We start from the raw sequence: 14,294 nt of genomic DNA on the forward strand, positions 1-14,294 counted from the left end.
TTACTGCTACTCATTTTCCATATTTCGCTTTACAGATTATAAAGGTATTAATTTCTTATACCATTAGTTTGTGGAGAATAAGCTTTGGTTCTAGAATGATCAATATTTTCTACTCCCAAATATAACAGGTACGCATGACTACCTGGTTTACCACAATACTCTGTACCACGATCAGTTAAAATGCGTAGCAATGGAACTTTCTGTTCATCAAAAAATGGTATAACTCTATCATTGAGAAGATCTGCAGCTGTGATAGCAGTTTTCTCCGTATAAAGCTTAGCGAAGGCCACTCTAGAGTAGGTGTCAATAAAAGTTTGTTGATAAATTCTTCGAATACCTTTGATATTGCCTACATAATAGGTATCTTGACTACCTAAGTATCCAGGGTGTTGTGTCTCAATTTCGCCATTGGCTTCTTTTTGTTCCCTAGTTTTTTTCTAAAGCAGCAACTTGCTCCTCCGTTAAAATTATACCGTCTTGGACCACCTTTGCTTCCAGGGCTTTCAATCTCTTTTTAAAATTTTCGAGATCGTTTCTTTGCCATATTGACCTTATACCACTAGCAGATATTAGAATTCCTTTTTTCTTTAATTCATTAGCTGCTCTTTCTTGTCCATATGCTGGAAACTCTACTGCTATTTTAACTACTGCTTCTTTTGTATCCTTTGGTACTCTATTGGTAAGTAATGGTTTGCTTTTGTTTATCTCATATAATGCTTTTCCCCTCCTGTTTCATATAGCTCTTTGAAGCGGTAAAATGTATCCCTTGAATATCCCATTACTTTACATGCTTGGGATACATTTCCTAATTGCTTTGCAAGTTCTAGCAACGCAGGTGCGGTTACTTAGGTGATGCAAGTAGATCGTGCAACAAAGCTCCAAATGCGGCACAGATTATAGAAATAAAATATCAGGCCCTTGCTTGATAGAATAGACATATGCATTGAAATGCCAAACGTTAGCATACTTTCTCCTGAAATCCCTGTGGAGGGAGAAAGTACCGAGGTTATAAGAGGAAGGGTGATAGCAGCGAGAAAAATTCAAACTGAGCGTTATAGTAAATTTAATATTAGTTGCAATGCAGAAGTCAGTGGTAAAGCATTAAATAAATTCACTGAACCAGATCAGGAAGGGTAGAATTGCTAAAATACGCATTGAAAGAAAATTATATTTCTAATCTAGGCTACACACTCGTATTAAGAGTCGCAAGAACCATTGCAGATCTTGTAAAAAGTGAAGAGGTAAAGAAAGCACACATTGCAGAAGTGCTGAATTACAGAATAAGAATGTATAAATAAATTGATCTGCTTGACAGAAAACTTTTTTTTACCATATACTGCCATTAGTGAAGTTTTAATATTTTAGGAGTAGAATTATGCCGATAGTAGAAACAATCAAAGGTAAAGTTGGAGAAGTTTGTGATAAGGGTTATGGTTTTGTAGCAAAACATCCGTATAGGACGGCTGCTACTTTTGTAGCAATTGCGACAGTAGCTTCGCTTACGGCTGCTTATTTCTTAAGTCCAGCTTATGCAACTTTTGTTTGTACAGTTGGAACAAAAGCTGCAGCACTTGTTAGTCCTGCGATTACTGCAATGTCTGTATTTGCAGTTGCTCATCCACTCATTGCTAGTTTGGTAGTTCTTGCTGCAGCAGCAGCTTTAATAACTGCGCCTATGTATGTATATAAAAACAGTAATAAGGCAAGTCAAATTGATGCAGTAAAAGAAGTACTCAATAAGTGTGAAAAAGATGGTGATAAACTTGCAATGGAAGATGGCAATATTAAGTTAAAAGATAATGATGCATCAACGCTCTTGAATGAAGTTGCGGTAGTAGTGGGATTAGCTCAACAACCAGCGAAATAGGTGACTTCAACAAAGTAAAAGGGATAGATTTTTGTCCCTTTTCTACAATTTTTTTTTTGCATTCTAAGTAGTGCTGTTTGAAGGCCTGCGATTATTATACCTACTGATTAGTAATGTTAACAAAGTGAATTCACTAATATTTGAGTAAAGTTTAAATGTCAATTGACCTTAGTCTACCAGATCTACCTATATTACACCCAAGGATTACCGTTGTGGGAGTGGGTGGTGCTGGCGGAAATGCTGTGAACAACATGATTCAATCCAATTTACAAGGAGTAAATTTTATTGTAGCAAATACCGATGCTCAAGCGTTAGAGAAGTCATTATGTGATAAAAAAATTCAGCTTGGTATTAACTTAACTAAGGGCCTTGGCGCCGGCGCTTTGGTTCTAGTATTTTTTCTTGTGTTGTACTCATGTCTGACACTCCTTTAAAATTTATTTATACTTTTATCTTACTTTATTAATCTGTCAGATCAAATCTAAACTATTACATATTAAGGGTGAGCAGTTAATTCAGTCGGTAACTTTTAACTATAGCTCTGCACCCAAAGAAAAAAGATTCAGTTCCAGATATAAAGGATATTAAAGGTCAAATTGTTGCAAAAAGAGCAGCTGAAATTGCAGCAGCAGGTGGACACAATATGCTTCTTGTTGTACCTCCTGGTACTGGAAAGTCAATGCTTGCTAAGCGATTTATAGGGCTATTACCCGATTTGACTGAACAAGAGATGATTGATGTTAATATCATCTCTAGCATAACAAAAGCCGGTAACGAAACATTTAACGAAACATTTAAAGTAACTCGTCCCTTTCGTGAACCTCATCACTCATGCTCGATGTCAGCGATGATAGGAGGAGGAAAAAATGCAAAGCCTGGGGAAATCACCATGATTCACAATGGTGTGTTATTTCTTGATGAGCTACCTGAATTTCCAAGGCTTGTACTTGATTCTCTACGTCAACCACTTGAAGATAGAAAAGTTACTATTGCACGTGCAAATGCTCACATTACTTATCCAGCTAATTTTCAACTTATAGCTGCAATTAATCTCTGCAGGTGCGGTTACTTAGGTGATGCAAGTAGATCGTGCAACAAAGCTCCAAATGCGGCACAGATTATAGAAATAAAATATCAGGCCCTTGCTTGATAGAATAGACATATGCATTGAAATGCCAAACGTTAGCATACTTTCTCCTGAAATCCCTGTGGAGGGAGAAAGTACCGAGGTTATAAGAGGAAGGGTGATAGCAGCGAGAAAAATTCAAACTGAGCGTTATAGTAAATTTAATATTAGTTGCAATGCAGAAGTCAGTGGTAAAGCATTAAATAAATTCACTGAACCAGATCAGGAAGGGTAGAATTGCTAAAATACGCATTGAAAGAAAATTATATTTCTAATCTAGGCTACACACTCGTATTAAGAGTCGCAAGAACCATTGCAGATCTTGTAAAAAGTGAAGAGGTAAAGAAAGCACACATTGCAGAAGTGCTGAATTACAGAATAAGAATGTATAAATAAATTGATCTGCTTGACAGAAAACTTTTTTTTACCATATACTGCCATTAGTGAAGTTTTAATATTTTAGGAGTAGAATTATGCCGATAGTAGAAACAATCAAAGGTAAAGTTGGAGAAGTTTGTGATAAGGGTTATGGTTTTGTAGCAAAACATCCGTATAGGACGGCTGCTACTTTTGTAGCAATTGCGACAGTAGCTTCGCTTACGGCTGCTTATTTCTTAAGTCCAGCTTATGCAACTTTTGTTTGTACAGTTGGAACAAAAGCTGCAGCACTTGTTAGTCCTGCGATTACTGCAATGTCTGTATTTGCAGTTGCTCATCCACTCATTGCTAGTTTGGTAGTTCTTGCTGCAGCAGCAGCTTTAATAACTGCGCCTATGTATGTATATAAAAACAGTAATAAGGCAAGTCAAATTGATGCAGTAAAAGAAGTACTCAATAAGTGTGAAAAAGATGGTGATAAACTTGCAATGGAAGATGGCAATATTAAGTTAAAAGATAATGATGCATCAACGCTCTTGAATGAAGTTGCGGTAGTAGTGGGATTAGCTCAACAACCAGCGAAATAGGTGACTTCAACAAAGTAAAAGGGATAGATTTTTGTCCCTTTTCTACAATTTTTTTTTTGCATTCTAAGTAGTGCTGTTTGAAGGCCTGCGATTATTATACCTACTGATTAGTAATGTTAACAAAGTGAATTCACTAATATTTGAGTAAAGTTTAAATGTCAATTGACCTTAGTCTACCAGATCTACCTATATTACACCCAAGGATTACCGTTGTGGGAGTGGGTGGTGCTGGCGGAAATGCTGTGAACAACATGATTCAATCCAATTTACAAGGAGTAAATTTTATTGTAGCAAATACCGATGCTCAAGCGTTAGAGAAGTCATTATGTGATAAAAAAATTCAGCTTGGTATTAACTTAACTAAGGGCCTTGGCGCCGGCGCTTTGCCTGATATTGGTAAAGGTGCAGCAGAAGAATCAATTGATGAAATTATGGAGCATATAAGGGACAGCCATATGCTCTTTATCACAGCAGGGATGGGTGGTGGTACTGGAACAGGTGCTGCACCGGTAATTGCAAAAGCAGCCAGAGAAGCAAGAGCGGTGGTTAAAGATAAAGGAGCAAAAGAAAAAAAGATACTGACTGTTGGAGTTGTAACTAAGCCGTTCGGTTTTGAGGGTGTGCGACGTATGCGCACTGCAGAGCTTGGACTTGAAGAGTTGCAAAAATACGTAGATACACTTATTGTCATTCCCAATCAAAATTTATTTAGAATTGCTAACGAGAAAACTACATTTGCTGATGCATTTCAACTCGCCGATAATGTTCTGCATATTGGCATAAGAGGAGTAACTGATTTGATGATCATGCCAGGACTGATTAATCTTGATTTTGCTGATATAGAAACGGTAATGAGTGAGATGGGTAAAGCAATGATTGGTACTGGAGAGGCGGAAGGAGAAGATAGGGCAATTAGTGCTGCAGAGGCTGCGATATCTAATCCATTGCTTGATAATGTATCAATGAAAGGTGCGCAAGGAATATTGATTAATATTACTGGTGGTGGAGATATGACTCTATTTGAAGTTGATGCTGCAGCCAATAGAGTGCGTGAAGAAGTGGATGAAAATGCAAATATAATATTTGGTGCCACTTTTGATCAGGCGATGGAGGGAAGAGTTAGAGTTTCTGTTCTTGCAACTGGCATTGATAGCTGTAACGACAATGCATCTGTGAATAAAAACAAGATCCCAGCAGAGGAAAAAAATTTTAAATGGCCTTATAATCAAATTCCAACATTAGAAACAAAAGAGTATGCTTCAACTGAGCAAACAAACGAAAGAGTTAAGTGGGGTAGCAATGTTTATGATATACCAGCTTATTTAAGAAGAAAAAAATAATGCAATTTTGGCTATTCAAGTCAGAGCCAAGTGAATACTCGTGGCAAAAAATGGGGAAGGAGCAGGTGACGCAGTGGAGTGGTGTATGCAATTATCAAGCTCAAAATTACATGAGAGCTATGAAATTAGGTGATCTTGCGTTTTTTTATCATACAGGTAAAGAGAGAGTTATACTTGGAATAGTCGAAGTATTAAAGGAGTATTATCATTTTTATAATTCCAAATTTGGACTGGTGAATGTAAAACTTTTGAAACCTTTAAGTAACCAAGTGACGTTAAAAAGTATAAAACAAAACCCACTTTTGAAAAATATGGTTATATTAAAACAATCACGTTTATCAGTTTCTCCAGTTTTAGAGAATGAGTGGAATGAAATAATAAGGATGAGTGATGTGTAATACCTGTTGCCAAACAATATTACCTCAGCACACAACATACAGCTGTATGAGTGTTTGTTTCAAAGTAGCCGATTTTTCATCAAACACAAAGCAGTGCTTGACGCTGGAATCCAGCTGTAATGGAACCACGTTAAAAATGTTGTGTTTTAATATAGCTTTTATATTTACTCACCTAATGTCTAATCAGAATTCCTGGATCCCAGTGTCGGGGCACTGGGATGACGTACTTCTAGTGTACAATATTCGTATAGTTGTGTGTATGATACGATGGTCTATAATTCTTCTTTTTTGGGTTCCAATGTCAAGTGATGGGATAATATCCTTTCTGGTGCTTTATTCATGTTAGAAGTAAATATTCTTGATAAGAGGTGGCATAGTATTACGAAGGACCCACAGAGTTTTGTATTAAATATTATTAACGCTTCTCTAAAAGAATTGAAAATAGATCATTATAAACCTAATATATCAATAGCTCTCGCTGATGATAACTTGCTACATCAACTTAATCTCAAGTTTAGAGAAATAGATAAGCCAACTAATGTACTATCATTTCCATGCGAACAGTTATCTAGTGAATGTGATCTAGGAGACATAGCAATTGCAGTAGATACAATAGAAAGAGAGTCTCATGAGTACTGTATATCTATCATCACTCACACTGCACACATGTTAGTTCATGGATTGCTGCATTTACTTGGCTATGATCATCAAAAAGAAGATGAAGAAATTATAATGAAAAGTTTAGAGAGCAAGATTTTAGCTTTGCTTGAATTTGAAAAGGAAAAGTATGGTAGATAATACCAAAATATGTTATTTACAAAAAAGGGGTTTTAGCTGTAAAAGGTAAGCAATATGGTTCAGTTTTCTTTACCAAAAAATTCTAAAGTTAATAAAAAGGGCAAGGTTTATCCTACTCCTACTGGAGCAAAAAATATTAGAAGATTTCAAATTTATCGTTGGTCTGCTGATGATGATAAAAATCCAAGAATAGACACATTTTTTATCGATATGGATAATTGTGGCCCTATGGTACTTGATGTATTAATAAAAATAAAGGATGAAATAGATTCAACCTTAACTTTTAGACGCTCTTGCAGAGAAGGAATATGCGGATCTTGTGCAATGAATATTGATGGCACCAACACTCTTGCATGCACTAAATCTATACATGATATAAAAGGTGAAGTAAAAATATATCCACTACCTCATATGTATATAGTAAAGGATCTAGTTCCAGATCTAAGCCAATTTTATGAGCAATACAAATCGATTAAACCTTGGTTACAAACAGATAAATCTACCTTGCAAAATAAAGAATACTTTCAATCTCCTGAAGATAGGAAAAAATTGGATGGTCTGTCTGATTGTATACTATGTGCTTGCTGTTCGAATGGTTGCCCAAGCTATTGGTGGAATGGTGATAAATTTTTAGGGCCAGCGGTATTACTGCAAGCTTATAGATGGATTGCTGACAGTCGTGATAATAAGAAAGAAGAAAGACTTGCTTCTTTAAACGACCCATTTAAGTTGTATCGTTGTCATACAATAATGAATTGTACAAAAACCTGCCCGAAAGGTCTTAACCCAGCAAAAGCGATAGCGAAAGTAAAACAGCTTATGGTAGAGAGAGAAGTAATTTGAGTGTTATTTCTGGCACTCTTCGTAAGAAAATAGTAGACTCTCTGAAGCATAGGGTATTGTTAATACTCTAAACGTTCTTCCGTTCATGAAATGTATTGTTTCACCATATGATTCCAGTAATCTTTTAAACAACTCATGTCTCTGATTATTAATAGTTTGAAAATCCTTTTTTCCTAAAAGCTTTTTAGATTCAAATAGGTGAAGCATAATCTCGTGATAAGTTGGATAAGACTCCAAAAATTCTGGATCAAACTGAAAAGTTTTTATAAAAGCATTATTATAAAATTTTAGCTTTTGATTCTTACTATATATCGCTACAGCAATCGATATCTTCTCAAGCAAACTTTCTTGTGCAGCTAAACAATTGCTTAGCTCAGTATGTAATTTTTTTTCATCACTAATATCTTTTCCATACATTACTATGCTATTAGAATTTTGCATTGGAACTTCAACAAAATTAAAAACCTTAGGTTCATTCTTGTAAGTTATTACACACTCTCCTGGTTTTATGTTATAGGAGCCACTCGCAACGGTAAATTTTTTAGAGCTGCCTATATATTTATCATAAAATAAGTTATAAAACCTTACTTTTTTATTCTTATTGTGCTTCAGTATTGGAAATGGTAAAGAGTCAAAAATTTTTTTATAGTTCTCCAATTCTCGCATAAGCTTACTATTTTCTAACTCAAGTTCATTAGCTTTTATCTTATAATCGGAGATATTCCTTATCCATAACAACACACCAATCACATTATTAGAATAATCTATTATGCTTTTACCATAACATGTGCAATAAACCTCACTGTCTTTTGACTTTAAATCTAGAGTAAAAGATTTATTTATTTCCTTTGCCTCAGCAAAACTTTTAATCAAGCTTTCTGATTGCTCAAAAAAATTTACAAACTCATTAAATGAATAAAAAACAGTATTAAGCAAAATTAGTAAATTGGGAGAAAATTTTTCTATACGTTTTTTTGCGTCCCAAATATAAAATCCATCATTTACAGTATCTATTAAATTATTTATGATAACATTTTGATGTTGTAAGTCCTTAATTTTATTACTAATTTTTAATTTAGAATATGAGAAAAAGAAGAATACTAGAATTAGTAGTAAAACTATTTCATACAAAAAAAACATGGTATTCCAAAATAAACATAAAAATTTATAACCTCTCAGCAAAGAGATTATGCTGAAGAGGTATATAAGTGAAGATTGCCCAATACCCTAAAGCCTAATCTCTTATAAAGGTTTACAGAAGGTTTCATGCAATGTGCTACTATGTATTTGCATTCAAATTGCCTAGCTATCTTTATTCTTTCTAAAACCATTTGAGTTCCTATTCCACGACCCCTGTAAATTGGTAAAACTCCATCGCTATAAAAACCAGCTATGCTGTCTTGAATATAAAGACCGCATGTTCCAACAATTTCGTTATTTAGCATTACAAGAAAAAATCTTAACCTTGAGCTCTTATCATCATAATTCGATAATTGGCGAAAAAATGTGCTAACAATACTAATTCTGTGATAAAAAATTTTAGAAGTGTGTAAATCTAATTGCTCTAAGAGCTCATTACTATTTACAACATTGAACTTCAAATTTGGAACAGCATCATCAGGCAAAAAATAATCTTTTATATTGAGTAAAACTTTTTTTGGTGTGCTAACGTGTTTTATTTCGCATTTTTCTAAAATACCCCCTATTTTTATACGTGGACTTATTATCCATGTTGCTTCTATATTTCGTGCTTTGAGATAATCTAGAGTTCTGCATATGGAAAGCTCAGTACATTGATCTTCACAAAACACAAAATTAAATAACGATTCTCTGGTACCATTTACTGTAAATATAACATTATCAAATTCGTCATGTATTTCCCACTTGGACAAATTCGTTGCATAAAGTATATAATCCTTTAGGTTCTGAATAATTAAGCTTGAATAACAAATTTTTTTATTCTGCATAAATAAACAATAAACAATAAAAGGCTCCTATAAAAACAAAGGCGAAAATTGCAGCTACAACATCATCTAGCATAATACCTATAGGACCTTTTGTATTTTTATCAATCAAATTTATAGGCCACACTTTTATTGTATCAAAAAACCTAAAGGAGAAAAAGCACACCAACAATACAGAGCTATTCATTTCTTGTTCTAATAATATTGAAACTAGAAGTACTGTCAGCAATTGACCAACTACTTCATCAATTACTACCTCTTTTGGATCATGCGGAGCTTTGTAATGTTGTACATAATTGCCCGTAGACCATAATCCAACTAAGAATAAAAAAAAAATAATTGCTGTACCTAAAATTTTGTCATTGAGTAATACAGGAACAATTGGGTAAGCAGCCAAGCTGCCTATAGTACCTGGCATGTGTTTTACCGTCCCAGATAGCCACCATGTTGATATTAATTTATATAAAAATTTCATAATATACCGAAATATAAAACTAATTTACAAGAACAGAAATAGTATCCTCTATAGAAGTATTTTCATATAGCAATCTATAGATCGCTTCACATATGGGCATTTTTATCTTTAGCTTTTCTGCTAAATCAAATGCAGACTTAGCAGTGTTAAAACCTTCAATTACCGACTTACCTTCTGATAAAATCTGCTGAGCACTAGAACCATTACTATTAGCTACTTTAGATCCAAAAGACAGATTTCTTGAATTTAATGATGTGCATGTCACAACCAAATCGCCTAAGCATGCTGGTCCAAGTAGTGTATTTATATCTACATTGCCGTCACCAACTTTTGCTGAGTATAAAGCCTTAATTTCACTCATACTTTTCGTAATTAATGCTGCATGAGCATTAAACCCAAACCTACCTAGAACAACCCCACATGCTATAGCAAAAACATTCTTTAACGCTGCACAAACCTGTATTCCTATAACATCGCTACTAAGGTACAATTTTATATTTTCTTGCTGTAGCTCTGATACTAATTTTAAACCTAATACTTCATTTTGACATGCAAGAACCATCGAATATGGTAATTTTCTTGCAACTTCTATAGCAAAGCTAGGACCAGAAAAAACAGCAAGAGGATTATTAGGTAAAACTTCATTGACTACTTCACTAGGTAATTTTAATGTAGATTTTTCTATTCCCTTACAAGCCAAAATTATTGCTACATTTTTTTTTAGGTTACAATCATTCAATTGATGACATATCTCCCTTAGAGACTGAGTGGGAACAGCTAGAATTATTATTGAAGCATTCACTGCATCTTCAATAGCTAATCTTACTGATACATTATCAGAAATTGGACAATCAGGTAGCTTTTCACTTTCTCTTTTCTCTTTAATTGATTCAAACATGGCCTTATTGCGAGTCCACAAAATTACATTTTTCTTACTACTTAATGAAATCGCAATTGCTGTACCCCATGCGCCAGCACCTAAAACTGATATTACCACTCAATATTCCTGAAAGTATTACTTATAATTTAAAACTGTAGAATAAGTAAACTAAAAATGTAACATAAAGGTGTAAAATAGTTTAAATATCTATTAACCTAAGTATTCTTTTAATAAAAATATCTTCTATTCAATATTTACTAAAAATAGTATATCTACTGTATTTTAGATCTATTTGTATAATTTTGGAACGACACATTAACTATTCATTAATAAAAATTTGATTTGTTACTTTCCTTGGTTATATTTATTACTAAAATTATAAATTATTTATGGGGTGTAAAATATGCGTATATTATTAATTGAAGATGATCAAGTAAGTGCAAGGACTGTAGTTAATGCCTTAACTTCTGATGGACATTTTTGCGACGTTGTTACTTCTGCAGAAGATTATAGCAATAATATGGTTTCCTCGGGTGGAGACTATTACGATCTAGTTATTCTAGATATACACCTGCCTGGTGATATTGATGGATATGATATACTGTTAAGATTAAGAAGTGCAAAAATCAAAGTTCCTGTTTTAATACTTTCGTGTATCTCCGCTGCCAACCATAAAGCTAAAGGACTTGGGTATGGTGCCGACGATTACTTAACCAAGCCATTTCACAAGAGCGAATTATTAGCTAGAATTAAGGCCATAGTCCGACGTACTAAAGGTCATCCCGAATCAGTGATAAAAATTGGTAATATGAATATCAATTTTGATCACAGGATTGTTGAGGTAAAAGGCAAAACAGTTCACCTTACTAACAAAGAGTATTCCATGATAGAATTGCTGGCATTGCGTAAAGGAGCAGTGTTGACAAAAGAAATGTTTTTAAACCATCTTTACAATGGCTTGGACGAACCTTCAGACAACAAAATAGTTGATGTTTTTATGTGTAAATTACGTAAAAAACTTGAAAGTGCAAATGATGGAATAAGCCACATAGAAACCGTTTGGGGTAGAGGATATGTTCTAAAAGAGTATGTTGACGATGAAGAATACTCTAGTGCTAATATAAGCGAAAGCAGTAGTGACTATCAAGCAGAATAAGTGAAGGACAGCGCATGAAATGCTTTATTTACTTGTTGATTGAAGAAGCGAAAGGTAGATTTAGTAAGATAAAAACTAATCCTAAAGGTGAGGTAACGTGGTCAGTCTTTTAGAACTTCACAAAGATTTGCAACAAAAGATAGAAAGGTTGGAAGCGGAGCTAAAAAGTTATAGGTAAGAAAGTAAGGCTTTAGAGATAGAGAATGACGAGTTAAAGGAAAAGCTCGGTTAAATTCAAGCTTTGTTAAGTTCAAAAGGAAATAAAAAAAGAGATAAGCCAAGAAGTAAAAGGAATATAGGTGGTCAAATTGAGCGTACAGGGTATGTGAAATATTTGATACATTTACATAGCATTGCTGGCATTCATGCATTGCCTAGGTGAAATATAAGCCGAGTTCTGTTTATGTAGCTATTTATCTGGAGTAAATGTTACCATTTACTTCATGCGATTTACCCGAGTAGATATGAGAAAAACATAAAATCTACTTCTATTTAATCTTGCTCCTAGTGTTGGTTACTTGACTACCAATGTTGCCATTGTTATGGTGTGCTCTTACCACACCTTTTCACCCTTACCTAATAATATTTAGGCGGTAATTTTCTGTAGCCCTATAACTGGAGTTACCTCCGGCGGGCGTTACCCGTCACTACCTTTTCTTGGAGCTCGGACTTTCCTCTGCTGCGTTTATCACACAACAGCAGCTACTTATTTCACCTAGAAATTATACTTTAACATTAAAATCACAAAAGCAAAAGAAAATTTCCTAACAGTCTACATACTAAAAATATTCAGACAAATAGCTAAAGGTGATATTCCGGTATATCATCGCTATCCCAAGATAAGCTTTTTTCACTTTTATACTCTAGCTCAGTCAGTCAAGATCCCGGTCCACCGCTTGAAGACGATGAGCTACTTCTTGACCGACTACTACTCTCCACCGATATACTGTTTAGCACTGTTTCAGATTGATCCATAGTTCGCATAGATATATGTCTCATTCTGTTATTAGCGATAAAAATTTCTTCATCGCTATTGCCACTTGAAGATGATCGCCTTCTATCATTGAAATTAGTTAGTTCTAAAACAGGGGAAGAATTACGACCCTTAACATATTTGTATGCTATGAATCCTATAATTCCAGCAATACTTATTATCGCTCCAACCAAAGATCCACCTATCATTCCTGCCCTATTAGACTCTATAGCAAGCTGAGTGGGCTGTGGTGAAGGAGTAGTTTAGGAAGTAAAGTTGTAGTGAACTCTAATAATTTAGACTTGATCTGACAGAAGAATTGACGAGTTCAAAACTGATATCAGAATCTGTTTTAATGTTATCAATATTTTTTTTTGGTAAGCAATACTCATACTATCAAAAAAGGTCTGCATAGGCATAGCAATACTTACTGGAATGAGTTCTATCTCTGTTATAAGAATGCAACCAATGACGACATCTAACTGAAGCTCCTCCAAAGTACTATAAATCTTTTTCCTAAAGATAATATTGTAACATTCATCTTGCATAGTTCTATGAAACCTTTGACATATACCATTAGTTTGTGGAGAATAAGCTTTGGTTCTAGAATGATCAATATTTTCTACTCCCAAATATAACAGGTACGCATGACTACCTGGTTTACCACAATACTCTGTACCACGATCAGTTAAAATGCGTAGCAATGGAACTTTCTGTTCATCAAAAAATGGTATAACTCTATCATTGAGAAGATCTGCAGCTGTGATAGCAGTTTTCTCCGTATAAAGCTTAGCGAAGGCCACTCTAGAGTAGGTGTCAATAAAAGTTTGTTGATAAATTCTTCGAATACCTTTGATATTGCCTACATAATAGGTATCTTGACTACCTAAGTATCCAGGGTGTTGTGTCTCAATTTCGCCATTGGCTTCTTTTTGTTCCCTAGTTTTTTTCTAAAGCAGCAACTTGCTCCTCCGTTAAAATTATACCGTCTTGGACCACCTTTGCTTCCAGGGCTTTCAATCTCTTTTTAAAATTTTCGAGATCGTTTCTTTGCCATATTGACCTTATACCACTAGCAGATATTAGAATTCCTTTTTTCTTTAATTCATTAGCTGCTCTTTCTTGTCCATATGCTGGAAACTCTACTGCTATTTTAACTACTGCTTCTTTTGTATCCTTTGGTACTCTATTGGTAAGTAATGGTTTGCTTTTGTTTATCTCATATAATGCTTTTCCCCTCCTGTTTCATATAGCTCTTTGAAGCGGTAAAATGTATCCCTTGAATATCCCATTACTTTACACGCTTGGGATACATTTCCTAATTGCTTTGCAAGTTCTAGCAACCCCAACTTTGGTTCTAGTATTTTTTCTTGTGTTGTACTCATGTCTGACACTCCTTTAAAATTTATTTATATTTTTATCTTACTTTATTAATCTGTCAGATCAAATCTAAACTATTCTACCAAAATTCTAAAAGTAGTGAGACCTTTTCTTGGGTGAATAAATTAA

General features: G+C 34.4%; 15 protein-coding genes, 1 other RNA gene and 4 pseudogenes. 12 read left to right on the plus strand and 8 right to left on the minus strand.

Annotation, left to right across the window (positions count from 1 at the left end; translation table 11 throughout):
- Nucleotides 1-56: 56 nt before the first annotated feature.
- Nucleotides 57-830 (minus strand): annotated as a pseudogene (locus wTKK_RS04585) (helix-turn-helix domain-containing protein); the annotation flags it as partial.
- 88 nt (nt 831-918) lie between these two features.
- Between wTKK_RS04585 and wTKK_RS04590 the strand changes: the two are divergent.
- From wTKK_RS04590 to wTKK_RS04650, 10 genes and pseudogenes are all read left to right on the plus strand, one after another.
- Complete coding sequence (locus tag wTKK_RS04590) at nt 919-1,137, plus strand: magnesium chelatase subunit ChlI family protein (protein ID WP_407512403.1); 219 nt, start codon at nt 919-921, stop codon at nt 1,135-1,137.
- Between the two features lie 2 nt (nt 1,138-1,139).
- Nucleotides 1,140-1,298: a magnesium chelatase subunit ChlI family protein gene (locus wTKK_RS04595; protein WP_407512404.1), complete on the plus strand. Its 159-nt coding sequence runs from the start codon at nt 1,140-1,142 to the stop codon at nt 1,296-1,298.
- Nucleotides 1,299-1,375: 77 nt separating this feature from the next.
- Nucleotides 1,376-1,867 (plus strand): hypothetical protein, encoded by a 492-nt coding sequence (locus wTKK_RS04600; RefSeq protein WP_407512406.1) that lies wholly within the window; start codon nt 1,376-1,378, stop codon nt 1,865-1,867.
- Nucleotides 1,868-2,022: 155 nt separating this feature from the next.
- A pseudogene (locus tag wTKK_RS04605) lies at nt 2,023-2,253 on the plus strand (cell division protein FtsZ); the annotation flags it as partial.
- A 106-nt stretch (nt 2,254-2,359) separates the two neighbouring features.
- Nucleotides 2,360-3,389 (plus strand): annotated as a pseudogene (locus wTKK_RS06285) (YifB family Mg chelatase-like AAA ATPase); the annotation flags it as partial.
- Nucleotides 3,390-3,466: 77 nt separating this feature from the next.
- Nucleotides 3,467-3,958: a hypothetical protein gene (locus tag wTKK_RS04625; RefSeq protein ID WP_407512406.1), complete on the plus strand. Its 492-nt coding sequence runs from the start codon at nt 3,467-3,469 to the stop codon at nt 3,956-3,958.
- Nucleotides 3,959-4,113: 155 nt separating this feature from the next.
- Entirely contained in the window at nt 4,114-5,298 is a 1,185-nt protein-coding gene (gene ftsZ / locus wTKK_RS04630) for a cell division protein FtsZ (protein WP_407512407.1), read from the plus strand.
- Nucleotides 5,298-5,696: an EVE domain-containing protein gene (locus wTKK_RS04635; protein WP_407512408.1), complete on the plus strand. Its 399-nt coding sequence runs from the start codon at nt 5,298-5,300 to the stop codon at nt 5,694-5,696. The genes ftsZ and wTKK_RS04635 overlap by 1 nt, the downstream gene beginning before the upstream one ends.
- 339 nt (nt 5,697-6,035) lie before the next feature.
- On the plus strand, nt 6,036-6,494 hold the full coding sequence (ybeY, locus tag wTKK_RS04645) for an rRNA maturation RNase YbeY (protein WP_407512410.1): 459 nt from the start codon (nt 6,036-6,038) through the stop codon (nt 6,492-6,494).
- Nucleotides 6,495-6,548: 54 nt separating this feature from the next.
- Entirely contained in the window at nt 6,549-7,337 is a 789-nt protein-coding gene (locus wTKK_RS04650) for a succinate dehydrogenase iron-sulfur subunit (protein ID WP_407512412.1), read from the plus strand.
- A 3-nt stretch (nt 7,338-7,340) separates the two neighbouring features.
- On the opposite strand, the gene wTKK_RS04655 is transcribed toward wTKK_RS04650, so the two are convergent.
- Genes wTKK_RS04655 through wTKK_RS04670 form a run of 4 tightly spaced genes read right to left on the minus strand, consistent with a single transcriptional unit; the run spans nt 7,341 to nt 10,773 of the window.
- Nucleotides 7,341-8,477 (minus strand): hypothetical protein, encoded by a 1,137-nt coding sequence (locus tag wTKK_RS04655; RefSeq protein WP_407512414.1) that lies wholly within the window; start codon nt 8,475-8,477, stop codon nt 7,341-7,343.
- Between the two features lie 47 nt (nt 8,478-8,524).
- Nucleotides 8,525-9,304 (minus strand): GNAT family N-acetyltransferase, encoded by a 780-nt coding sequence (locus wTKK_RS04660; protein WP_407512416.1) that lies wholly within the window; start codon nt 9,302-9,304, stop codon nt 8,525-8,527.
- Nucleotides 9,294-9,776, minus strand: coding sequence for a phosphatidylglycerophosphatase A family protein (locus wTKK_RS04665; RefSeq protein ID WP_407512418.1), 483 nt, complete (start codon nt 9,774-9,776; stop codon nt 9,294-9,296). The genes wTKK_RS04660 and wTKK_RS04665 overlap by 11 nt, the downstream gene beginning before the upstream one ends.
- Before the next feature lie 19 nt (nt 9,777-9,795).
- Nucleotides 9,796-10,773 (minus strand): NAD(P)H-dependent glycerol-3-phosphate dehydrogenase, encoded by a 978-nt coding sequence (locus tag wTKK_RS04670; protein WP_407512419.1) that lies wholly within the window; start codon nt 10,771-10,773, stop codon nt 9,796-9,798.
- A 286-nt stretch (nt 10,774-11,059) separates the two neighbouring features.
- On the opposite strand from wTKK_RS04670, the gene wTKK_RS04675 reads away from it, so the two are divergent.
- Nucleotides 11,060-11,812, plus strand: coding sequence for a response regulator transcription factor (locus wTKK_RS04675; RefSeq protein ID WP_407512421.1), 753 nt, complete (start codon nt 11,060-11,062; stop codon nt 11,810-11,812).
- Nucleotides 11,813-12,053: 241 nt separating this feature from the next.
- The gene (locus wTKK_RS04680; protein WP_407512423.1) at nt 12,054-12,194 is read left to right on the plus strand and encodes a hypothetical protein; all 141 of its coding nucleotides are present in this window, start codon (nt 12,054-12,056) and stop codon (nt 12,192-12,194) included.
- Here wTKK_RS04680 and rnpB read toward each other — a convergent pair.
- From rnpB to wTKK_RS04695, 3 genes and pseudogenes are all read right to left on the minus strand, one after another.
- An RNA gene (gene rnpB, locus wTKK_RS04685) (RNase P RNA component class A) lies at nt 12,183-12,531 on the minus strand. The genes wTKK_RS04680 and rnpB overlap by 12 nt on opposite strands.
- Before the next feature lie 157 nt (nt 12,532-12,688).
- Nucleotides 12,689-12,994 carry a hypothetical protein gene (locus wTKK_RS04690; RefSeq protein ID WP_407512424.1) on the minus strand — a complete coding sequence of 102 codons (306 nt, stop codon included), beginning with the start codon at nt 12,992-12,994 and terminating at the stop codon, nt 12,689-12,691.
- An 87-nt stretch (nt 12,995-13,081) separates the two neighbouring features.
- Nucleotides 13,082-14,170 (minus strand): annotated as a pseudogene (locus wTKK_RS04695) (IS481 family transposase).
- Nucleotides 14,171-14,294: the final 124 nt, after the last annotated feature.

This window comes from Wolbachia endosymbiont of Trichogramma kaykai, assembly GCF_045765165.1.
GTDB lineage: Bacteria > Pseudomonadota > Alphaproteobacteria > Rickettsiales > Anaplasmataceae > Wolbachia.

Excerpts from the sequence above, each read along its gene's own strand:
- wTKK_RS04600 (WP_407512406.1), top strand. The coding sequence starts at position 1,376 with ATGCCGATAGTAGAAACAATCAAAGGTAAAGTTGGAGAAGTTTGTGAT.
- wTKK_RS04690 (WP_407512424.1), bottom strand. The coding sequence starts at position 12,994 with ATGATAGGTGGATCTTTGGTTGGAGCGATAATAAGTATTGCTGGAATT.
- wTKK_RS04650 (WP_407512412.1), top strand. The coding sequence starts at position 6,549 with ATGGTTCAGTTTTCTTTACCAAAAAATTCTAAAGTTAATAAAAAGGGC.
- wTKK_RS04665 (WP_407512418.1), bottom strand. The coding sequence starts at position 9,776 with ATGAAATTTTTATATAAATTAATATCAACATGGTGGCTATCTGGGACG.
- wTKK_RS04655 (WP_407512414.1), bottom strand. The coding sequence starts at position 8,477 with ATGTTTTTTTTGTATGAAATAGTTTTACTACTAATTCTAGTATTCTTC.
- ybeY (WP_407512410.1), top strand. The coding sequence starts at position 6,036 with ATGTTAGAAGTAAATATTCTTGATAAGAGGTGGCATAGTATTACGAAG.
- ftsZ (WP_407512407.1), top strand. The coding sequence starts at position 4,114 with ATGTCAATTGACCTTAGTCTACCAGATCTACCTATATTACACCCAAGG.
- wTKK_RS04675 (WP_407512421.1), top strand. The coding sequence starts at position 11,060 with ATGCGTATATTATTAATTGAAGATGATCAAGTAAGTGCAAGGACTGTA.
- wTKK_RS04635 (WP_407512408.1), top strand. The coding sequence starts at position 5,298 with ATGCAATTTTGGCTATTCAAGTCAGAGCCAAGTGAATACTCGTGGCAA.
- wTKK_RS04660 (WP_407512416.1), bottom strand. The coding sequence starts at position 9,304 with ATGCAGAATAAAAAAATTTGTTATTCAAGCTTAATTATTCAGAACCTA.
- wTKK_RS04625 (WP_407512406.1), top strand. The coding sequence starts at position 3,467 with ATGCCGATAGTAGAAACAATCAAAGGTAAAGTTGGAGAAGTTTGTGAT.